General features: G+C 69.8%; 24 protein-coding genes and 1 pseudogene. 13 read left to right on the forward strand and 12 right to left on the reverse strand.

From position 1 onward, the window contains the following. Positions 1-61: 61 nt before the first annotated feature. A complete protein-coding gene (locus E1292_RS28170) occupies positions 62-1,021 on the forward strand; it encodes a hypothetical protein (RefSeq protein ID WP_246090386.1) in 960 nt (319 codons plus the stop codon). A 642-nt stretch (positions 1,022-1,663) separates the two neighbouring features. Here E1292_RS28170 and E1292_RS28175 read toward each other — a convergent pair. Both E1292_RS28175 and E1292_RS55870 read right to left on the reverse strand, forming a co-directional pair. Next, on the reverse strand, positions 1,664-2,152 hold the full coding sequence (locus E1292_RS28175) for a tetratricopeptide repeat protein (RefSeq protein WP_132598268.1): 489 nt from the start codon (positions 2,150-2,152) through the stop codon (positions 1,664-1,666). A gap of 254 nt (positions 2,153-2,406) precedes the next feature. Next, positions 2,407-2,886: pseudogene (locus E1292_RS55870) on the reverse strand (tetratricopeptide repeat protein); the annotation flags it as partial. A 343-nt stretch (positions 2,887-3,229) separates the two neighbouring features. On the opposite strand from E1292_RS55870, the gene E1292_RS28185 reads away from it, so the two are divergent. Together E1292_RS28185 and E1292_RS28190 are read left to right on the forward strand one after the other, a co-directional pair. Beyond that, entirely contained in the window at positions 3,230-4,738 is a 1,509-nt protein-coding gene (locus tag E1292_RS28185) for an alpha/beta fold hydrolase (protein ID WP_165974778.1), read from the forward strand. Between the two features lie 28 nt (positions 4,739-4,766). Further along, positions 4,767-5,306, forward strand: a complete 540-nt coding sequence (locus E1292_RS28190) for a hypothetical protein (RefSeq protein ID WP_132598272.1) — start codon at positions 4,767-4,769, stop codon at positions 5,304-5,306. A gap of 85 nt (positions 5,307-5,391) precedes the next feature. Here E1292_RS28190 and E1292_RS28195 read toward each other — a convergent pair whose 3' ends face one another. From E1292_RS28195 to E1292_RS28215, 6 genes are all read right to left on the reverse strand, one after another. After that, on the reverse strand, positions 5,392-5,796 hold the full coding sequence (locus tag E1292_RS28195) for a hypothetical protein (protein WP_132598274.1): 405 nt from the start codon (positions 5,794-5,796) through the stop codon (positions 5,392-5,394). Positions 5,797-5,805: 9 nt separating this feature from the next. Next, positions 5,806-6,228: a hypothetical protein gene (locus E1292_RS28200; RefSeq protein ID WP_132598276.1), complete on the reverse strand. Its 423-nt coding sequence runs from the start codon at positions 6,226-6,228 to the stop codon at positions 5,806-5,808. 83 nt (positions 6,229-6,311) lie between these two features. Then, positions 6,312-6,611 carry a hypothetical protein gene (locus tag E1292_RS28205; protein WP_132598278.1) on the reverse strand — a complete coding sequence of 100 codons (300 nt, stop codon included), beginning with the start codon at positions 6,609-6,611 and terminating at the stop codon, positions 6,312-6,314. 138 nt (positions 6,612-6,749) lie between these two features. Then, on the reverse strand, positions 6,750-6,944 hold the full coding sequence (locus tag E1292_RS28210; RefSeq protein ID WP_132598280.1) for a hypothetical protein: 195 nt from the start codon (positions 6,942-6,944) through the stop codon (positions 6,750-6,752). Next, a complete protein-coding gene (locus E1292_RS51400; protein ID WP_165974779.1) occupies positions 6,941-7,081 on the reverse strand; it encodes a hypothetical protein in 141 nt (46 codons plus the stop codon). The genes E1292_RS28210 and E1292_RS51400 overlap by 4 nt, the downstream gene beginning before the upstream one ends. A 45-nt stretch (positions 7,082-7,126) precedes the next feature. After that, positions 7,127-8,158 (reverse strand): helix-turn-helix transcriptional regulator, encoded by a 1,032-nt coding sequence (locus E1292_RS28215; protein ID WP_132598282.1) that lies wholly within the window; start codon positions 8,156-8,158, stop codon positions 7,127-7,129. 193 nt (positions 8,159-8,351) lie between these two features. Here E1292_RS28215 and E1292_RS28220 point away from each other — a divergent pair, with 193 nt between their 5' ends. The 4 genes from E1292_RS28220 to E1292_RS28230 all read left to right on the forward strand — a co-directional run bounded on the left by E1292_RS28220 (position 8,352) and on the right by E1292_RS28230 (position 12,691). Further along, positions 8,352-11,240, forward strand: a complete 2,889-nt coding sequence (locus E1292_RS28220; RefSeq protein ID WP_132598284.1) for an AfsR/SARP family transcriptional regulator — start codon at positions 8,352-8,354, stop codon at positions 11,238-11,240. A 136-nt stretch (positions 11,241-11,376) separates the two neighbouring features. Further along, complete coding sequence (locus E1292_RS28225) at positions 11,377-11,862, forward strand: hypothetical protein (RefSeq protein ID WP_165974780.1); 486 nt, start codon at positions 11,377-11,379, stop codon at positions 11,860-11,862. A gap of 132 nt (positions 11,863-11,994) precedes the next feature. After that, positions 11,995-12,171: a hypothetical protein gene (locus E1292_RS51405; protein ID WP_165974781.1), complete on the forward strand. Its 177-nt coding sequence runs from the start codon at positions 11,995-11,997 to the stop codon at positions 12,169-12,171. Positions 12,172-12,328: 157 nt separating this feature from the next. Further along, entirely contained in the window at positions 12,329-12,691 is a 363-nt protein-coding gene (locus tag E1292_RS28230; protein WP_132598288.1) for a hypothetical protein, read from the forward strand. 39 nt (positions 12,692-12,730) lie between these two features. Here E1292_RS28230 and E1292_RS28235 read toward each other — a convergent pair whose 3' ends face one another. After that, a complete protein-coding gene (locus E1292_RS28235; RefSeq protein WP_132598290.1) occupies positions 12,731-13,525 on the reverse strand; it encodes an SDR family oxidoreductase in 795 nt (264 codons plus the stop codon). Positions 13,526-13,659: 134 nt separating this feature from the next. On the opposite strand from E1292_RS28235, the gene E1292_RS28240 reads away from it, so the two are divergent. The 5 genes from E1292_RS28240 (at position 13,660) to E1292_RS28260 (ending at position 17,525) form a co-directional block, all read left to right on the forward strand. Further along, positions 13,660-14,022 (forward strand): hypothetical protein, encoded by a 363-nt coding sequence (locus tag E1292_RS28240; RefSeq protein ID WP_132598292.1) that lies wholly within the window; start codon positions 13,660-13,662, stop codon positions 14,020-14,022. Between the two features lie 12 nt (positions 14,023-14,034). Beyond that, positions 14,035-15,432 carry a sensor histidine kinase gene (locus tag E1292_RS28245; protein WP_220447095.1) on the forward strand — a complete coding sequence of 466 codons (1,398 nt, stop codon included), beginning with the start codon at positions 14,035-14,037 and terminating at the stop codon, positions 15,430-15,432. Next, positions 15,429-16,091, forward strand: a complete 663-nt coding sequence (locus E1292_RS28250; protein ID WP_132598294.1) for a response regulator transcription factor — start codon at positions 15,429-15,431, stop codon at positions 16,089-16,091. Before E1292_RS28245 ends, E1292_RS28250 begins: the two co-directional genes overlap by 4 nt. Before the next feature lie 88 nt (positions 16,092-16,179). Further along, positions 16,180-16,731 carry a DUF4956 domain-containing protein gene (locus tag E1292_RS28255; protein WP_132598314.1) on the forward strand — a complete coding sequence of 184 codons (552 nt, stop codon included), beginning with the start codon at positions 16,180-16,182 and terminating at the stop codon, positions 16,729-16,731. Further along, positions 16,728-17,525 carry a polyphosphate polymerase domain-containing protein gene (locus E1292_RS28260; RefSeq protein ID WP_132598296.1) on the forward strand — a complete coding sequence of 266 codons (798 nt, stop codon included), beginning with the start codon at positions 16,728-16,730 and terminating at the stop codon, positions 17,523-17,525. The genes E1292_RS28255 and E1292_RS28260 overlap by 4 nt, the downstream gene beginning before the upstream one ends. 50 nt (positions 17,526-17,575) lie before the next feature. On the opposite strand, the gene E1292_RS28265 is transcribed toward E1292_RS28260, so the two are convergent. Beyond that, positions 17,576-18,142 (reverse strand): kinase, encoded by a 567-nt coding sequence (locus E1292_RS28265; RefSeq protein ID WP_246090388.1) that lies wholly within the window; start codon positions 18,140-18,142, stop codon positions 17,576-17,578. A 102-nt stretch (positions 18,143-18,244) separates the two neighbouring features. Here E1292_RS28265 and E1292_RS28270 point away from each other — a divergent pair, with 102 nt between their 5' ends. Next, positions 18,245-18,829: a DUF6879 family protein gene (locus tag E1292_RS28270; RefSeq protein ID WP_132598298.1), complete on the forward strand. Its 585-nt coding sequence runs from the start codon at positions 18,245-18,247 to the stop codon at positions 18,827-18,829. A 79-nt stretch (positions 18,830-18,908) separates the two neighbouring features. Here the strand turns inward: E1292_RS28270 and E1292_RS28275 are convergent, their stop codons facing one another. Both E1292_RS28275 and E1292_RS28280 read right to left on the reverse strand, forming a co-directional pair. Then, positions 18,909-20,132 (reverse strand): acyl-CoA dehydrogenase family protein, encoded by a 1,224-nt coding sequence (locus tag E1292_RS28275; RefSeq protein ID WP_132598300.1) that lies wholly within the window; start codon positions 20,130-20,132, stop codon positions 18,909-18,911. An 8-nt stretch (positions 20,133-20,140) separates the two neighbouring features. Beyond that, on the reverse strand, positions 20,141-20,389 hold a 249-nt coding region (locus E1292_RS28280; RefSeq protein ID WP_342775701.1), incomplete at its 5' end, for an oligopeptide/dipeptide ABC transporter ATP-binding protein.

Here is a 20,389-nt window from a genome sequence, read left to right on the forward strand (position 1 = left end):
ATCCCGGCGGGAGGACCTTCATGACGAGACGTGCAACCGCAGCCCGCCGAGGACGCAGGCCATGAGGCGCGGCAAGCGTAAGAACTTCCGCCGGCCCCTCGACGACTCGCTGCCCGAAGGACCCGGCTCCGTGGCGGATGTGATCCTGGACCCCGAAATACCGCCGCAGGACGCCCGGGTGCTCAGGAAAAGCGGGCGCGTTCTGATCAAGATGCGGCAAGGATGGGACCCCAAGCTCTGGCGACCGTCTTCCGGCCTGCACTATTGGATGCTGGCGACGTTCGGTCCGGCGGCCACCTTCGGCCTGCTGCTGAGCCTCGGCCTCATAAGCCCGGGGCTTGCCGTGCTGTTGTTCGCGCTGCCCGCCATTCCGCTGCTGATGTTGCTGCTCGGCCGCAACAGCCGGTCCACGGACGAGGTGGACGAGCACACGTTCGAGCGGGAGGCCTTCGCGCACCTCCGCTGGTACAAGGGCCGCTACGTGTTCACCGGCGACCTCGACGAGCCCGCCGGCAGGCTCATGGCCCGCGCGCAGCAAGCCATCGCCACCGTGAGCGGCTCCCGCGTCAATGCCGAGGGACTGCTCGACGACGTGCGCAACGCGGTGATGCTGCCGGCGCAGGAGTGGGAGATCGCCCGCCTGCTGGCCAAGCTGTCGGCACTGCGCGCCCGGCACACGAAGGCCGTCTCGATGGGGCTGACGCCCGACGCGGAGGCCGTGGCCGCTCCCTTGACGCAGGCGCTGAACAGCAGCGAGGCAGCGGTGCTGGCCCGGGTCGAGGCTCTGGAGCGGTACGCAGCCAACGTCGCCGAAGCCGAACGCGCGTACATGGCCCGCCACCAGATCGAGGAACTGCGCGGTGAGGCGCACGAGTACGAGGAGCTGGTGGCCGAGACAGGGGCCGACACGTTCGCGGTGCCCGAGTTGGAGCGCCTGGCCGCCGACGCCGGCCAGTTGGAGCAGGCTCTGCGGCGGAGCGTGGACTCCGCCCACGAGGCCATGCAGCGATTCCACCCGTGAGCCCGCCGTCCGCGGGCCGTCCGCGAGCCGTCCGCGAGCCGTTCGCGGGCCGTCCGCGCGGCGACGATCGGAGCCTCATCGTGCGCACAACTTAGATGAAACATTTACTAATCTCCGTGACCGGTGTTCAATAATTCATGTCGATGTCCGAACCTCCTGGATGATCGGAGTGAGTCGTGAAGCTCAGAAGAATGGCGTTACGCACGGCGGCGGTCTGCATCGCCGCAGCCTCCGTACTCGGCGTGATAAGCGCCCCGGCATCCGCCGACTGCCGTGGTGGGGGTCATTACTGCTATCACTCGATCGGCCGGTGATGACACGGCTGCTCGCAGGACAGTTCACGAGGTCGAAGAATCGGGCGCCGTGCACCGGCACAGTCGGTGACCAGGGGAAGTCCGTCTGACCAGGAGGGACGTCGGGTGGGGGAGCCGGCGGGATGGCGCATTCTGGCGGTGAAATTCGAGGGCTTGGCTTCCCCGGTTGCCGAACGGTTGTACTTTCCGACGACCATGACCAGACCCTTGGCTGCGTTTCCAGCTCCTGCCCGTCGAATCATAAAGTCTGAGCTCGTTCGTCAGTACGGTCGGCGGAATTATGCCGCCTCGATCACATCGCCATCGACGTGGCTCTGCACGCACTGAGCTACGTGTCAGTATTTTTCGAGGACGCTCTTTTGTGGCGCTCCTCCGCGCGTCTGGTCTGCGGGTGGTCGGGGCCGCACGTGGTCGTGTACAGCTCCAGCACCGCACGGTATTCGCGGCACGCCTGGTCCCAGAGGCTTCGTTCCTCCAGGACGCGGGCGACCTCGTACCGGGTCGCGATCGTCTGCGGGTGCCTCGGTCCGAGCACGCGGACCTGGCGCCGCAGGACGTCGCGCAACTCGCGTTCCGCTCGATCGTGAGCACCGGTGACCCGCCATGTGCGCGCGAGCTCGTAGCGGATGTCGAGGGTGTAGATGTGGTTCTCGCCCCACACCCGCTGCGCTGTTTCCCTGATCGTGCCGAGTTCCTGCTCGGCCTCGGTCTCCTGGCCGATGTCGCGAAGCATCCAGGCCCGGTTCGACCTGGTGAGCAGGATGTCGGGGTGCGCCGGGCCGAGGGCCCTGGCCTGGTAGGCCGCCAGGTCGGCCATGCCCCGCGCGGCCTCGCGGGTGCCTGCAGGGCCACGTTCATCAGCATGTTGAAACGTGTGCGCAGCGTGAGATGGTGATCCGGTCCGATGACGCGGACACGCGCGGCGAGGAGGTCGGCGTAGCCCTTCTCCGCCGTGGCGTAGTCGCCGAGATCGCCGACCGCCCGGATGTGGTAGAACCGGCTGGCCAGGGTGTCAGGGTGCTCAGGCCCGAGGACACGGGCGCGCGCCTCCACCACCCTTCGGCACACCGCTTCGGCCTCGTTGAGGAGTGCGCGCACGGCGAGGGCACGCCCGATTTCGTGCCAGGTGGTGAGGGTGTCCGGGTGGTCGGGGCCCAGCACCTGCGTCCTCGTGGACAGCGTCCGCTCGTAGCAGCTGTGGGCCTCGACGTACCGTCCCTGCTCGAAGAGGGCGAACCCGAAGTCGTGCCGGGTCGCCAGCGTGTCAGGATGCTCCTCGCCCAGCAGCTCGGCCCGTGCCCGCAGGACCTGGGCGAGTTCCGCCTCCGCCTCGACGGCGCGCGTCATGCACGCCCACGCGGCGCCACGCTGGTGGCGCAGGGCGAGGACGCACGGATGGTCCGCCCCCAGACCGCCGGCCTGCCGCAGCGCGAGCGTCGCGAGGTCCGCGGCGGCGGCGTAATAGCCGCTCGCCCGGAGTGCCCCGCACGCGCGGCTAACGAGTTCGGCCAGCTCGACCAGAGCCCTCTCTTCGAGGGCCTTGGGCGCCATGGACAGCAGGGGCGCGCAGGTGAGGCATCAGCTCCTGCCAGGCGGGCCAGCCGGAAGGCGCGTTGTTCGGTCGCCGACGTCAGGCCGGTCGCCGTCGCCACCCGAAGGAGGCAAGGCGGAACCAAGGACGAAATGAGGATCACGTCCTGTTGAATGCGAGGGCCAGAAGATCAAAAATAGCAGGCTTTGATGATCCTGCAGCGATATAAGACCAGTTCAGAAGCCTGCAGCCGACTATCGGCGAGCCTCTGTTTCCGCTCTGTACGGCTGGCGGATGCGCCGGGTTGAGGTCGGTCGTGTTCCGTGTGCGCGACCAGGTCCGCCGATCGACGATTGGAGCAAAGTGCGGAGAGGATTGTCCACGCTCGCCACCGCCTTCGTGGTGATGGCGGCTTTTCTGACCGCCGCGATGAGCGCGGCGGCCAACGCGGCGGCCCTCGGAGGGAAAGCCACGGAGATCGTCGGGAAGCGCGGCATCGCCTGGGCACCGTGTGCGGAAGAGCCCACCGTCGAGTGCGGCACGCTGGCCGTACCGATCGACTGGTCCAAGCCGAACGGCCCAACCGTCGACCTGACCCTCGCCCGGCGCAAGGCCACCGACCCCTCCGCGCGGATCGGGTCCCTGCTGACCAACCCGGGCGGACCCGGCAACTCCGGCGTGAACGACATCCTTCGCTCTTCCGGGTTCAGCAAGGATGTGCGGCGGCGGTTCGACATCGTCAGCTACGACCCACGGGGCGTCGGCCGCAGCGGCTCGGTGACCTGCTCGGCTTCGGTGTACAACAGGATGCCGTACGAGGTCATGACCAGCCAGGCCGACCACGACAAGTGGATCGCCTTCGACAAGAGGCTGCACGCGGACTGCCGGAAGCTCACCGGCCCCCTGTACGACCACATCGACTCGGCCAACGTGGCCCGTGACATGGACGCCATTCGTGCCGCGCTCGGCGACGACAAGCTGACCTCGTACGGCGTCTCCTACGGCACGCTCGCCCAGCAGATGTACGCCGAGCTGTTCCCGAACCGGGTCCGGGCCATGGTGCTGGACAGCAACATGGACCACAGCCTGAACGCCAAAGCGTTCCAGGTGAGCGAGGCGGCCGCCGTCCAGGACAGCTTCGACGAGTTCGTCGCCTGGTGTGCCCGGGACTCCGGCTGCGTCCTGCACGGGCGCGACGTCCGGGCCCTGTGGAAGGGACTGCTCGTGAAGGCGGATCGCGGCAAGCTGTCCTGGCCGGGGGTTCCCGACCGGCCGGTGAGCGCCCACAACCTCCTCTGGCTGGGCGTGGTGATGAACGAGGGGCCGGACTGGGAGCAGGAGGCCAAGGCGCTCCGCGCCCTCGACGGCGGGCCGGTGCCGGATGACATGCCGGGCCCTCCCGGCAACGGTCCCGTGGGCGGTGAGTTCGCCGAATTCCCCACCGCGATTCTCTGCGAGGACTTCAACCTGTCGCTCCGGAGCTACAACGTGTACGCCGATGTCATGCGCAGCGCCAACGCGGCGGCCCCCGACATGCGGTACAACCCGATGCCGATGGGTGACATGCCGAGGTGTCAGGGCCACCCGGTCAACAACCCGCAGCACCGGCTGCGGTACACGGGCAGTGCTCCGCTGCTGGTGGGCGCCTCCATGCACGACCCCTCCACGCCGTACGCGTGGTCGGCCGACGTGGCCCGCCAACTCGGCCCCAAGGCCGTGCTGATCAACTACGAGGGCTGGGGCCACGGCGTCTACGGCAGGACCGAGTGCACCACGGTGGCGATGGACAAGTACTTGATCTCGCTGACCGTGCCTCAGCAGGGCCTCCGCTGCCCGGCGGACCAGAGACTCGCGGCCAAGGCCGAGCGGTAGTGAACCGGCGGGTGGCAGGATGGATCCCATGGAGGCTGAGCCGGGCGGCGGGCGCCGGTTCCGGGACCCTGGTGTCCGTCTGTGGCACTTCGCCAGGGAGATTCTGGTCCGTTGCCCGCGGTGCGACGCTCGCGCGCTGGTGGCCGTGCATCCTGGTCACCGTGACGGGCACACGTACGCCGTCGGCTGGTTGACGGCGCCGCATCGGCTGACGTGTCCCGCGTGCGGTCATGTCGCCGCATGGACGCCGCAGCGCTGGCGCGTCGGCGCGGGGGACGCCTACTTCACCCCTCGCGGTGTGCTCGCGGTGCCGGCGTTCGGTGGCGCCGACGATCCCTATTTCGGGTTGCCCCTGTGGTTGCGGCGGTCGTGCTGCGGCCGGGTGTTGTGGGCGTACAACGCCGCCCACCTGGAGTTGCTGGAGGCGTACGCAGCCGCGACGTTGCGTGAGCGGCCTCGCCCAGCGGGGTCGCAGAGCATGCTGGAGCGGCTGCCCGCGTGGATGAAGTCGGCCGGAAACCGGGCCGAGGTGCTCGCGGCGATCCGAGCCTTGCGCGACGCGGCGTAGCCCCGCCCGGTCATGGGCGAAGGCCCGTCCCTTCGGCGGCTCGGTGCCGAAGGGACGGGCCTCGGATCGCGGGACGGCCGTTGACTCAGAGGCAGTCCCACTTCATGGTTTCTGTCCCTCCCCAGTTGACGACGGCGAGGGTGCACCAGTCGTTGCCCGAGGCCCGGAAGACGGTGTCGGTCCAGCCGACACATGTGAGATCCTTCCCGCAGTCCTTGCGGCCTTTCGCTTTGACCTTGTCGCCTTTGTGCAGGCTGAGTGAGATCAGCGGGCGGAGGGCCGACTTGCACTTGACGGTGGCCCGGCCGACCATCGTGCGCTGGCCGACGGAATGGTTCTCCATGGTCTTCACGGCGACCGTACAGCCGGGAGGCGGTTTGTCGAGGGTCACAGCTCCGGCGGGCGAGGCGAGAGCGGCGGCCCCGGCCAAGCTGACGGCGGCGGTGATGGTGCTGAGGCGCGCGGCGAGGCCCATCCGATGTCTGGTCATGCCGGCCCCCTAAGCCCTGAACGACTTGCTGATCGAGCGAGATTCGCGGACGGTTAAGTTGTAGATGTAGGTGATCTTGCCCTTGATCTGCCAGTTGCTGGTTTTCGGCCTGTTGACCCGCAGGTTCACCTCGCACGTCATGTCGGACGGGAACCTGTCCGGGCCGTCCTGGCAGATCTGTTTCGAGCCCACTTTCTCGCCGTTCCGGTAGAGCGTCATCTCGAGCTTCACGCCGTAGACGTTCTGGCACGTCGCGCGGATGTGGGCGTACACCTTCTTGGGCGGCTCGCCGGGCGCGGCGGACGGGCCGCCGGCCGCGTACGTCGAGCATTTGTCTGCTGCTGTCGCAGCCGAGGCCGGCAGGGCGCCGATGCCGGTGGCGGTGAGGCAGGCGGCCGTGAGGACGCTCGCCGCTCTGAGTTTCTTGCCCATGGTGAACCTTTCGTCGAACGTGCCATCGAGGGTGATCGGCGCGCACCGGTCGCGGCGGGCGCCGTGGAGGTGCCGCTTTCCGATCAGGTGGGAACGGAGACGCTGAGACGTTCGCCGACCGCCGTGGTGCGGCCCGGGGGAACCAACTGCGAAGGGCCGGTGCAGCCCGGCCGGCTGTGGACGGTGACGGCCGTGTCGGTGTCGTTCGCCACGGTGGTGAAGGGGGCCGAGGCGCGGTAGCAGCCCGGGCGGGGGTCGGTCAGCACCGAGGTCGTCTCGGCACCGCGCAGGACCAGGCGGCCCTCCGCGGCCATGGCGGGCGCGGCGGTGACGGTCATCAGTCCGAACGCCGCGCAGGCCGCGGCGGCGAGTCCTCTCATCATGTCGGTCGTCCTTTCGGGTGTTCATCAGGCCTCATGTGCAGGCCTCATGTGCGGGCTTCGTGTGCAGGCTTCGTGCAGGCTCATGTGCAGGGGAACACTGTTTCGGCGTTATGGCCGACGGCCGGGCGGATGCGGCTCTCAGCAGATGAAGGAGACCTTTTGGGCTTTCCGTCCGGCGAGTTTCTCGCCCGAGCCGTCGTAGAAGGTCACGGCGGTGTAGTGGGCGCCGTGGAAGGGGCAATTCGTGTCGAAGTAACGCCCGAGCGTTCCCGATCCGGCGGAGAAACGGAGGTTGCCGTTGGCCAGTTTCTTCGGGGTACCGCCGCGTATCACGCGGCGGCGCTGTTCTCCTTGGTCATGGAGGTGCGGCGTGCGGGTGCGCCGGCTGGAGCCGCCAGTGCCGGGACGGTCGCGGGAGCGATGAGCAGCGTGGTGATCCGATGAAGAGGAGCGCTGAACTTCTGTTTCAACTGGAGCTCCTTGTCGAGGTGGCTCGTCCGGAAACTCGAATCAGATCACTCGGTGCCACGGGTCAGGTGGCGGTAACGGAAGTCAGGAAGTAGCGCGGCTCGGAACGGTTCGGCTAGCTGTTCTGATCTGAATTGCCGTGGTGACACACCGAAAGCCGCGCGAAAGGTCCGGCTGAAGTCGGACGGACGGCTGAAGCCCCAGCGGGCGCCGATCTCGTGGATCGGCACGTCGGCCAGAGCGGCGTCGGCAAGGTCACGAATTGTGCGCCTGAGGCGTTGTTCGCGTATCCATCCCGAGACCGTGTAACCCTGCTCCTGGAAGAGACGGTGGAGGTAACTGATCGAGATGTGGTGCGCCGCCGCGATCGACTGGGGGCAGAGCTCGGGATCGTGCAGCTGGTTCTGAACGTAGGTACGCAGGCGCAGGCCGAGGGCCTGCCGCTGGGAGCCGGGCTGGGATCCGCGCCCCGATTCGAGCAGGCTGGAGAAGCACGCCGTCACGAGGTCCACCAGCACCATTCCCAGTCGCGGCCCGTCTCCCGGGCTGAGTGACAGCTTCTCGTCGGACAGGTCCTCGATGAATTGTCTGAGCAGCCCGCTCAGCCCGCCGTCGACGGGCATGCCGCGCCCGAGGAGGACGGCGATCGCGTCGTCCCGCAGCGGCAGCACCGGCTTCGGGATGGCGAGCAGGGCCAGTTTCAGGTCGTCACAACCGTCGGGTCGCAGGGTCAGTTCCTCGTGCCCGGCGAGGTCGTACGCATAGAGCTCACCGGCTGTCACGGTGCTGCGCAGCCCGGCCGATGTCGTGTTCACGGTGCCGTACATCGGCGCGATGAGGTGGATCGCGTCCTCGTGTGCGGTGTGCGGCCGATACGCCTGGCGTTGCACGGTGAGCGGGTGGAACCTGCGCACCTCCAGGACTGCGACGCCGAGATCGAGTACGTGTGCGTCGGACCGGAGATGTCCTCCACCGGTGACGGTGATCGCACGATTCACCCGTCCACCGGCGAGCCGACCCCTCCGCGTCATCACCCGCGAGCGAGACACTTCTCCCTCCATTTCCCCGTCGTCCGCCATCGAGTTCTTCCGGCCCTGACGGCGTTTGCCACGACGGGTGGCCGCGGGGCGATGGCGGATGAGATGGTGTGAGTCTGATCACCAAGCGGTAGATCGACGGTGGCACACGGGTGTTAGTGTCGGCGTATGACCGGGCGTATGAGCCGGGCGTCAACGGGTCCAGTCAGACGTGCCGCTGTGAAAGGTTGCGCACATGGCCGAATTGACCTTCAGCGTGCTCGGTCGGCTCGAGGTCACCGCCCCGGCGGGAGCCGGCTCCACCGGGGTCGGGCCTGTCGACATCGGTCCGCGCAAGCAGCGCATGCTGCTCGGGTTACTGCTCTGCTCGGCCAACCGGCCCGTCTCCCCGTCGCGGCTCCTCGACGCGCTGTGGTGGGATGGCGCACCCCCTTCGTCGTCGAAGGTCAGCATCCGGCTCTACGTGCACAACCTGCGGCAGGCCTTCGGGCCGGTCCGGCTCACGTCGACCAGGCACGGCTACATGCTCGCCGTACATCCGGGCGAGCTGGACTCGCAGCGCTTCGAGGAGCTCCTGGCGCGCGGTCGGCGGGCCATGGCGGAAGAGGACGCCGCCGGCGCAGCCACGCTGCTGCGTGAGGGGCTCGATCTGTGGCGGGACCCGGCCTATGCGGGCCTGACCGACTGCCCGCCGCTCGGCGAGGAGTCGGCCAGGCTGGAGGAGCTGAAGCTGGAAGCGCTCCATGACCGGCTGGCCGCCGAGCTCTCCCTCGGCCGGCACACCGACGTCATCCCTGAGCTGCACGCGCTCGTCGGCGATCACCCCATGCGGGAACGGTTCACGGCACAGCTCATGGTCGCGTTGTACCGGGCCGGTCGGCAGGCGGAAGCCCTGCGCGCCTACCAGCGGACCCGGCAGGCTCTCGTGGACGAGCTGGGAGTCGAGCCGGGCCCGGAGCTGCGGGATCTGCATCAGGCCGTGCTGCGCGGCGACTCAGTTCCCGGGCGGGCCGAGCCGGGGGTCAGGGCGGGGGAGGCCCCCGTAGCGGCGGTGAAGGTCCGCGATGCCGCCGTGCCGGCGGTAAAAGTGGGGGAGGCCGCCGTACCGGCTGAGCTGCCCGCCGACATGGACGCGTTCACCGGCCGATCGGCCGAGGCCGCGCGGCTGTGTGCCGCCCTGACGGAGCCCGGCCGCCGCTCCGCAGCCGTCTGCGCCGTCGCCGGGCCGGGCGGGATCGGCAAGTCCGCCCTCGCCGTGCACGTCGCGCACCAGGTCGCGGACCGCTACGGCGACGGCCGGCTCTACGTCGACCTGCACGGCTCCACCCCTGGGGTCAAGGCACTCGAGCCGATCGAAGCGCTCAGCCGGATGTTGCGTTCGCTCGGCGTCGGGAGCTCCGCCATACCGGCCGACACCGACGAGGCGGCGGCACGGCTGCGCACCGTCACCGAGCGCAGGCGCGTGCTGCTGGTCCTCGACAACGCCGTCGACGCCGCTCAGGTGCGGCCGTTGTTACCCGCCAGCCCGACCTGCGGGGTGCTGATCACCAGCAGGAAGATGCTCACCACCGTGGACGGCGCGGTCCACGAGCGGCTCGACGTCCTGCGGGAAGACGACGCGCACGCGTTGCTCGCCCGGCTGCTCGGCCCCGCCCGGGTGGCCGCGGAGCCCGACGCCGCGGCCGAGGTCGTACGCCTGTGCGGCTCCCTGCCCCTGGCCATTCGCATCGCCGCCGCCCGCCTGACCGGGCGTCCCGGCTGGAAGGTGCGGACCCTGGCCGACCGGCTCGCCGCCGAGGAGAACCGCCTGGCGGAGCTGGAGATCGACGACCGGGCGGTCCGTACGAGCTTCATGCCCAGCTACCGCGACCTCGACTACCTGGCGGCCCGCATGTTCCGGCTGGCGAGCCTGCTGGACACCGCCGACGTCGGGGTGGATGCTGCCGCCGCCCTCGCCGGCGTGCCGGTCGGGCGCGCCGGATCCCTCCTCGACCAGCTCGCCGACGCCCAGCTCGCCGAGACGCGCAGCCCCGGCCGGTACGGCATGCACGACCTGCTCCGGCTGTTCGCCCGTGAGCGGGTGCTGGAGGAGGAGACCGAGGAGGAGAGCCGGCAGGCCGTGGAGCGGGTGCTGCACTGGTATCTGGGCACCGCCCGCACGGCCACCAAGGTGGTCGCCGCCGCGCGTCGGACGCGGCTGCTCGACCTCGGCCCTCAGGCGGACCAGCCCGGCCTGGCCCTGGACAGCGCGGACGACGTCTACGCCTGGATCGACACCGAGGCACGCAACCTGCCCGCGATGGTGCGCCAGGCCGCCGCCCCCTACCTGGCGGTGGGCCTGGCCACCGCGCTCTACGCGCCGCTCTACCTGCGCGGCCGGTGGAGGGAGCAGATCGTCATCGGGCGGCTCGCCGTCGAGGCCGCCGGCCGTACGGACGATGCCCGCTGTCAGGCGGTGGCTCACAGCGACCTGGGCGCAGCCCTGACCCGGTTCGGCAACCTCGAGGAGGGTGTCACCCATCTGCAGGCGGCGCTGGCGGCGTACCGGGAGATCGGAGACCTGCGGGAGGCGTCGAGCCAGCTCAACCTTCTCGGGGTCGCCTACAGCAAGCTGGGACGGTTCGACGAGTCCATCGGCTCGTTCCACGAGGCCCTCGAACGCGACAGGAAGCAGGGCAACCGGTTCATCGAGGGGATAACGCTCACCAACCTCGGCAACGCCTACCAGAAGGCCGGGCGGCACGGCCACGCCGTCGAAGCGCACACCGAGTCGCTGGCCATCGCCGAAGAGGTGGGGAACGCGACCGGGGTGGCTGTGGCCCTGGGCCATCTCGCCGAGATCGACCGCATGTCGGGGGTGCCCGCGGCCGCCGTGAAGCGCTACCTCGCGGCCCTGGACGCCGACCGTACGGCGAACATGCTGGAGACGCCTCTCGAGGCCGAACACTGGTGGGGGCTCGGTCAGGCCCACGGCGACCTGGGCGACCGCGACCAGGCCAGGAGGTGCCGCAGCAGATGCGCCGCCATCCTCGACCGGCTCGACCTGATCAGCGCGGACGAGCGGCGGATCATCGACACCAGCGACGACCCGGACACGCCGGAAGTGATCAGCAGGAACATGTAGGCGACGCGGGACATTACTTTTCCGGCGTTCCAGCTTCGGCGAAGGGTCCTGTTCGTGCTGTCGCGTCGCTAATCTCCCTCGCATGGCATACCCACGGTCTGAGAGATCCCCGCGGCCGTCGGCGCTCTGGTACCTGGTGCCCGTTGGCGTTCTGGCCGTGGTCGCGGCCGGTATGTGGCTGCTGTGGTGGCTGCTGGAGGTGCCGCCCGATCCCGTCGCCGAGCTCCGGGCGGGGCAGGTGCAGACCGTGCGGCTCGACCGCGAGGGCCTGGCGATCTATAGGGAGCCGCCCAACTACGCGACCTTCTGCGAGGTGAAGAACTCCGCGGGCCAGGCGGTCGAGCTCGACCACAGCCCGGGCCCGAGCACGACCGCCGGGGGAAAGGACTGGGTCGTCACCCTCACCTCCGAGGATCCGGTGCCGCCGGGCACGTACACGATCACCTGCGGTGCCATTGACGACTCGGGGACGTTCGCGGTGGGGCCCGGCATGTTCCGGCTTCCTGGCGTCGTCGAGGAGCGGATGGACGTCATCCCGCCCGTGATCATCATCGGCGCTCTCCTCGTCGCGGGTACGTCGGCGTTGGTGATCTTCATCCGCCGGCGGCGAGCCGCCACGTGACGGTGGGACGACCCGGTAGCCGGTCCCGGGTCCCTGGTGCGGAGCGCGCTATCGCCGCGCTAACCGGCGGCCAGTGCCCGCCCCGATAATCGCCTCAACCGTCACCAGGTAGGCGATACGAGGAGGCAGGACGTGAGAGTGCTCATCGACAGGGCTCTGGCGCTGGTACTTCCGGAAGAGAAGGCGTCGGCGATCTGCGCATACCAGTACAAGTGCTTCACGAACGGCTGGCACAGGAGGCTGTGCTGCTCGTCTTCCGCCGACAACTGCTCGCCCTGGCAGCGCCTCGGCCCCAGCTGCCCGGTGTAGCGAGAAGGCCTGCCACGGTCCATACCGCCAGAGGCGGAGGCCATCGCCGCGCTGCCGATCCCGGACGGCCGATGGTCCGATCTGACGGTCGTTCATGGCTGGCGGGCCGGGCCCCTGCCGGGGCCCGGCCCGTCCGTGCGTCCGGTGGAGCCGGGCCATGGGCACGCAGTTCAAGGACGCCGCCACCGAGATCGAGTACGCCCAGATGATGATCCTCGCCACGCTGGTCGTGGTGGTCGCGTCGATCGTGAGGCTCGTGACCGCGATCTGGGCCGGCGGGATCACCGCGGGGGCGGTCGCGGCCCGGCTGGCTCAGCAGCGTATGCGGATCACGCTCATCTACCGGCAGCTGCCGCAGGCCATGCTGCGGTACGCCGCCGTCGACTTCGCAACGGGCGCCGGTCTGTCCATGAAGGTTACCGACACCTCGGGGCGGGAAACGGGGCCTTCGTGTCCACCAGCCGCAACCGCCTGCGACCTGCGCCGAGCGGACGACGCCCAGGGCGCCGCAGGCTCCTGACTCCTCCCGGGCGCGGGGTGGTTCGCGGTCTCCGTCGCGTCAGGCGCTTCCGCCCTCCGTCAGCGAGTCGACGAACCGGGACATGCCGGTGAGCCACCGGTCGGGGTCCTCGGCCTTGCGGCGTACGTACTCCGCCACCTCCGGATGCGGAAAGATGTGGAACCGCTCCGCCCCCAGGCCTTCGATCACCGCGCCCGCCACGTCCGCCGCGTCCAGGATGGGCGCGGCCGCGCCGACGGCCCGGGCGGTCAGGTGGTCGCTGTCCAGGCCCTGCTCCAGCATCGCCGTACGCACCCCCTGCGGGCACAGCACGCTGACCCCGATGCCCTTGGAGGCGTAGTGGATGGCCAGCCATTCGGCGAACGCGATCGCCGCCGCCTTCGTCACCGCGTACGGCGCGTCGCCGGGGCAGCTGATCAGCCCGGCCGCCGAGCAGGTGTTGAGCAGGTAGCCCCCGCCGCGAGCGATCATGGACGGCACGGCGGCGCGGGCGGCGTAGACGTGGGCCAGCACGTTGACCGCGTAGAGGCGGTTCCAGTCCTGGTCGGAGGCGTCCAGGCCGTGGCCGTCGATGATGCCGGCGTTGGAGCAGAACAGGTCGACGGGGCCGAACGGGGTGTCGACGAGCGCGGCGACCTCCTGCTCCGACGACACGTCCACGCGTACGGCGGCCGCCCGGTCGCCGATCTCCTCGGCCACCGCGGTCGCCCCGGCGGCGTCGAGGTCGGCGACCACCACGCCCGCCGCCCCCTCCGCGGCGAACCTGCGGGCCATCGCCCTGCCGATCCCGCCGGCCGCGCCCGTGACGACGACGACCTTGCCCTGTACGCGCATCCGTGCTCCTCCCGAGCCCGAGCCGATCGGCCGGTACCAGAACATGATTCTACGGCGCCGGCGCGGGCCTCAGATGAGAGTTTTCTCATCCGGACCTCAGCGTGGTCTCCTCGAAGGGCGCCATGCTCGACCCCATGAAGCAGCGGGGAACGGTGATCCTCCTCGTCCTGGCGGCGGCCGTGGCGGGATTCATGTCGGTGGGGCTGGTGCAGGCGGCCGAGGAGCCCGATCTGGGCGGGCCCGTCGTGGTGACGCCCTCACCGGACGGGCACAGCACGTACGATCCCCGAACGTCCGATCCCACCCCGAGCGGCCAGAAGACCTCCCGGCCCGCCGTCTCCGGCTCCCCGTCCAAGAACACCCCCCGCCACAGCGCCGGCCCCACGCCGCGCAGGACGAAGGCGGAGCCGGTCAGGCCACCCTCGCCGAGACCGGGCGGCGGCGATGACGACGACGATGACGATGACGGCGATGATGGTGGCGGCGATGACGACTGACGTGGAGGTCACATGCGGGTGAGCGCCCGTGCCCGGATCGTGGGCTGGATGCTCGCCGTCGTCGGCCTCGCCCTGTCAGTATCGATCTTCGCGACCTGGTCCATCCTGCTCGCGCGGCTGGACAGCCGGATCAACCTCGAGATCAGCAACGAGGTGAAAAAGCTGCGCGCCTATGTCCACCCGGAGACCGGCCACTCGTTCGCCGCACTCGAAGACCTGCTCGACGGATACCTGTCGGTCAACACGCCCGACCGGTGGGAGACCTTCTTCAGCATCATCGACGGCGAGGCCCACAAGGTCACCGCCATCCCGCCGCCTGTACGCATCGACACCGACACCGAGCTGGTCGCCGACATGGCCGAGGCCACCGAGGCCGAGCGCGGCACGGTCGAGAGCGCGGAAGGCCCGGTCAAGTACGCCGTGATCCCGGTGCGCGTGCACGGCGACTCCCGCAAGGGCCACTTCGTCGTGGCGATCTTCTACGACCGCCACCGCGACGAGATCGTGGAGGCGGTCAGCACGCTCGGGCTGTCCGCGCTGGCCGCGATGGCGCTGTCGGGCGGCGCCGGCTGGCTCGTGGCCGGACGCGTGCTCGCCCCGGTCCGGCTGGTCAGGCAGACCGCGGAGCAGATCAGCGACTCCACCGACCTCACGCGCCGGCTCGACGTGCCCGGCAACGACGACGTCGCCGCGCTGGCCGGGACGTTCAACCACATGCTCGACCGGCTGGAGCGCGCGTTCGTCGGGCAGCGGCGCTTCCTGGACGACGCCGGCCACGAGCTGCGCACCCCGATCACCGTCATCCGCGGTCACCTGGAGCTCATGAGCGACGACCCCGCCGACCGCGCGGAGACCATCGCCCTGGTCACCGACGAGCTCGACCGCATGAACCGCATCGTCGACGACCTGCTCACCCTCGCCAAGGCCGAGCAGCCGGGGTTCCTGACGGTCGACGACGTCGAGCTGGCCGACCTGACGGTCAGCGTGGTCGCCAAGGCCCGCGCGCTCGGCGAACGCCGGTGGCGGGTCGACGAGGTGGCCGAGGCGCGGCTCCCGGCCGACCGCCAGCGGCTCACGCAGGCGCTCATGCAGCTGGCGGCCAACGCCGTGCGCCACACCACCGACGGCGACCTGATCGCCGTCGGCTCCGCCGTCCGCGACCGGCAGGTGGAGCTCTGGGTACGCGACAGCGGCCCCGGCGTGCCGCCCGCCGATCGCGAACGCATCTTCGGGCGGTTCGTGCGCGGCACGGGCCGCACCGGCGCCCACGACGGGGCCGGCCTGGGGCTGGCCATCGTCCAGTCCATCGCCGAGGCCCATGGGGGCGACGTGAAAGTCTCGGAGGCTCCGGGCGGAGGAGCCTGCTTTGTCATGACCCTGCCGCTGCGGCAGTTGTGGAGGCAGTGGTGAACCGCATTCTGATCGCCGAGGACGAGTCCAGGATCGCCTCCTTCGTGGAGAAGGGGCTGCGGGCCAACGGCTTCGTGACCGCCGTGGTCGGCGACGGGGTCGCCGCGTACGACCTGGCCTGCGCGGGCGGGTTCGACCTGCTCATCCTCGACATCGGGCTGCCGCTGAGCGACGGGTTCACGGTGCTGCGGCGGCTGCGCGAGTCGCGGGTCACCATGCCCGTGATCATCCTGACCGCGCGAGACAGCGTGAGCGACACCGTGGCGGGGCTGGAGGGCGGCGCCGACGACTACATCGCCAAACCCTTCGCCTTCGAGGAACTCCTGGCCAGGGTGCGGCTGCGGCTGCGCGCCGAGCGTACGCCCGAGGTGACCGTGCTGCGGGTGTCGGACCTGTCGCTCGACCTGCGCACGCGGCGGGCGTACGTCGGGGACCGCGCGGTCGACCTGTCCGCCAGGGAGTTCGCGCTGGCGGAGATCTTCTGCCGCCATCCCGACCAGGTGCTGACCCGCGAGCAGCTGCTCAGCCACGTGTGGGGCTTCGACTTCGACCCGGGCTCCAACGTCGTGGACGTGTACGTACGCTATCTGCGGCGCAAGATCGGCGCCGAGCGCATCGAGACCGTCCGCGGCACCGGCTACCGGATGAGAGTCGCCTAATCATCACCTCACTGTTGCTTCACCCCACACGTAGAGGCTGTTCATCAACGGCACTACAGAGGGAGAAAACGTGGCAACCGGGCTGGTGATGGACCTCGCGGCGATCGTCGCGCTGGCCTACGGGCTCTACTATCGGCGGCACCACCGGCGCGACCTGCTGTTCGCCTACGTCGCGCTCAACGTGGGCATCTTCGCCGTGGTGTCGCTGCTGCTCGTCCAGCGGGTCGACATCGCGGTCGGGTTCGGGTTGTTCGGGGTGTTGTCGATCATCCGGCTGCGGTCCAGCGAGATCACCCAGCAGGAGATCGCCTACTACTTCATCGCGATCGTGCTGGGGCTGGTCAACGGCCTGGCCGGGGCGTGGCCGCTGACCGCGCTGCTGCTGAACGGCGTGCTGCTGGCGATCATGTATATCGCGGACCATCCCGGGCTGCTCGGGCGCACCCGGCAGCAGGTCGTGACGCTGGACGTCGTCCACGCCGACCCCGACCTGCTCCACGCGGACCTGGAGAGCCGGCTGCGCGCGCGGGTGCTGCACTGCGTGGTCACCCAGGTCGACTACGTACGCGACGTGACCGTGGTCGACGTGCGCTACGCGGTCCCCAAGACGGCGCCCAGGACGACGGGAGCGCGGCGATGACGGACGCGGACGTGCTGCTCGCCGGGGTGGCCGCGGCCGCCAGGCCGGTCGGGCTGGCGGACGTGCCCGAGCTGATGAGCCGGGTCGACTGCAAATATCTCGTGACAGGCACGACCATGGCCCGGCTGGCGGGGGAACTGGGGGACCGGTTCTCCGTGCTCCGCATCGGCGGCCGACGGCAGTTCCGCTACACCTCGACCTACTTCGACACCCCCGACCTGCTCACCTTCCGCCAGCATCGGCAGGGGCGGCGGCGCAGGTTCAAGCTCCGTACCCGCACCTACCTGGACGGCGGCGGGCGGTGGCTGGAGCTCAAGCTCGGCGGCGCGCGCGGCAGCACCGACAAACACCGCATCCCGTACGACGGCGTGCCCGCGCACGTCCTCACCCAGGAGGCGCGCGACTTCGTGCACAACACCCTGCTCGGGGAGTTGCGCCTCACCCCGCCCGCCGCGCTCGGGCCGGTGTTGTCCACCGACTACCGGCGCGTGACGCTCATCGACCGGGCGGGGGCGGCCCGGCTCACCTGCGACACGGGGCTGCTCTGCCACGACGGGCACCGGCGCGTGCCCGCCCGGCGCGACCTGGTGCTGCTGGAGTCGAAGTCGGCCGACGGCAGGGCCCTGGTCGACAGGGTGCTGCGCGGGATGGGGGTGCGGCCGGTCAACGTGAGCAAATACTGCATCGGGATGGCGGCGATGCGGGCACTGCCCGGCGGCAACCGCTGGCGTCCGGTGATGCGGCGCTATCTCGAGCCCCAGGAGGAGCTTTCCTGTCTCGGCCGGGTGGCATAGTGATCGGCACGTGACCGTGGACGAGGCGCTGGAGCTGATCACGCGCCACGTCAGGGACGGCGGGATCGCGCCGGAGGATTTCGGGGAGGCGCGGACGGTGCCGTGGTGAGCGTGCGCGACATGATCCGCCTGACCGTCTCCTCCAGCGAGCTGGTCTGGTCGATGATGATCTCGCCGGCGCCGGGGAGCAGGTCGCGTTCGACGTACCAGTCGCGCATCATGTCCGCCCCGAACTCCCTGTTCTGGGGGCGGGTGGCGTGGCGGCGCAGGGTCTCCTCGAAGGAGACGTCGAGGTAGAAGAAGTGGCTGCGGTCCGGGTGGTCGCGGCGCAGGGCGGTCAGCATGTCGCCGTATCTGCCGCTGGTGAGGATGCCCTCCAGGATGACGTGGTGGCCGTGGTCGAGGGCGTAGCGGGTGATGGTGTCGATGAGGCCGATGTTCACGCCGCCGGGCTGGTCGAGCTCGCGCAGGATCTCGCGGCGCACCACGTCCTGGCTGACGATGGCCAGGCCGCGCCGGTCGTAGGCGTCGCGGATGGCTCGCGCGACCGTGGTCTTGCCCGAGCCGGAGTTGCCGCGCAGCACGATGAGCTGGGTCTGGTCCGAGCGTCCACGCACCGCACCAGGCTAGCCGCCCCGCCGCATCCGTTTATCCGGGACCTGGCCGGTGATAGGCACGGTAACGACCTGCAGCGATGCCCGGCCACGAGGGAAGTCTCCATGCTTGAGCGCATCCACGAGATACCGGCCGTCTCGCTGAGCGCCGACGACTACCTCGACGACTTCTGGCCGAGCTACCGCCGGATGGACGACGTGCTGTGGAAGGTCGAGCGGGTGCAGAGCTTCTCCGAAGCCGGCGGGCCGGGATGGGCCGCGCTGACGGAGGGCGATCGCGACCGCTCACTCAAGTTGATCGACGACGGGCGCGCCGCGTCCCGAGGGTTCGCGCGCCGGCGGCTGCGGATCGTCGAGCCGCCCGTCACCTCCTATCTGCGGTGGGAGATGCACGTGCTGGCGTTGCGCGGCGCGGCGGGCGAGGAGGTGCGGGTGCTCGCCGCCCAGCAGGTCGCCGATCTGGAGATCGACCGGCGGCTGCCCGAGCTGGTGGTGCTGGGGACCTCCGTGATGTACGAGGTGACGTACGACGCCTTGGGCATCCACAGCGGCGCCCGGCGGATCGACGACCAGGAGGTGATCGCCGCCTGCCGGGGCGAGCTGGACAAGCTGTTCGCCGCGGGGGAGGACCTCGGCGGCTATTACGAGCGCGAGATCGTCCCGCTTCCCGCTCCTCAGGTGACCATCTGAGCAGCGAGGTTGCCCGTCTCATATATCTTCTTTCATGGCAGCCGATCATCAATGAAGGAGGAGAAGATCCGCTGACACCTCAGAGGGGCAGGTCGCCGGTGGCGGAGGCGGTGGAGCCGGTGGCCTGGTAGGCGGCGATGGTGCGTTCGGCGATGCGCATCTGGTGGATCTCGTCGGCGCCGTCGGCGAAGCGGGCCCAGCGGGCGTGCTGGAACATGTTGGCCAGCGGCGTGTCCGTCGAGTAGCCGAGCGCCCCGTGCACCTGGATGGCCCGGTCGATGATGCGGTTGAGGCTGTTCGCGACGAAGTGTTTGGCCATCGAGACCTCGGTGCGGAAGTCGCCGCCCTTGTCGATCTTCGAGGCGGCGTGCAGCACCATCAGCTTGCACTGGTAGAGCTCCATGGCCGAGTCGGCGATCAGCCACTGGATGCCCTGCTTCTCGGCCAGCAGGGACCCGTGGCTGTAGCGGGTGAGCGCGCGGCCGACCATCATGTCCAGGGCGGTCTCGGCCTGGGAGATCCAGCGCATGCAGTGGGCGAGCCGCGCCGGGCCCAGACGGTACTGGCCGAGGCGGTGGCCGTTGCCGCGGCCGCCGAGGATCTGGCTGACGGGCAGGCGCAGGTCCTCGATGACGATCTCGCTGTGGCCGGTCGAGCCGTGCATCGTCTCGACCTCGCGCACGTCGTTCCAGCCGGGGTCGGGCAGGTCGACGAGGAAGGCGGTGTTGGCGCCGCGCGAGCCCTCGGGCACGTCCTGCTCGGTCCTGGCGATGAGGATCGCGAAGTTGGCGCGCCGGGCGTTGGAGATGAACCACTTGTGGCCGTTGATCACCCACTCGTCGCCGTCGCGTACGGCGGTCGTCCGGATCAGGGTGGGGTCGGAGCCCGCGACCTCAGGCTCGGTCATGGCGAAGCACGACATCTTGGTGCCCTCGAGGAGGGGCCGGAGGTATTTCTCCTTCTGCTCGTCGTTCGCCCAGTGCAGCAGCGTGTGCATGTTGCCCTCGTCGGGGGCCTGGCAGTTGAGCACCCACGGGCCGATGCGGGTCTTCGCCGCCTCCGACTGCACCATGGCCAGCTCCACGTGGCCGAGACCCATGCCGCCCCACTCCTTCGGCATGTGGGGCAGCCACAAACCTTCGGCCCTGGCGAGGGAGCGCAGGTGGAAGATCGTACGGAGGTAGGCGTCGCGGTCGCCCTCCTCCAGGTCCTCCATGGCGGGGGCCACGGTGCCCTGGATGAAGGCTCGGACCCGCTTGCGGATCTCCTCGTGCTCGGGGGCGAGGGTGAAGTCGATGGCCATGCTGCTCCTTACGGTGAATCAGTGGGGTGGTGGCAGGCGAGCCAGTGGTCCTCGCCGACCCGCCGGATCCGGGGCTCCTCATCGGCGCACCTGGCCGACGCGCGCGGGCAGCGGGTACGGAAACGGCACCCGGTCGGCGGGTCGACGGGCGACGGCGGTTCGCCGCTGATCAGGGTGTCGGCCGGCGGGAGGTCCAGGCCGCCGCCGGGGATGGAGGCGATGAGCGCCCGCGTGTACGGGCTGTCTCTTATACACAA

The organism is Nonomuraea deserti (assembly GCF_004348685.1).
GTDB lineage: Bacteria > Actinomycetota > Actinomycetes > Streptosporangiales > Streptosporangiaceae > Nonomuraea > Nonomuraea deserti.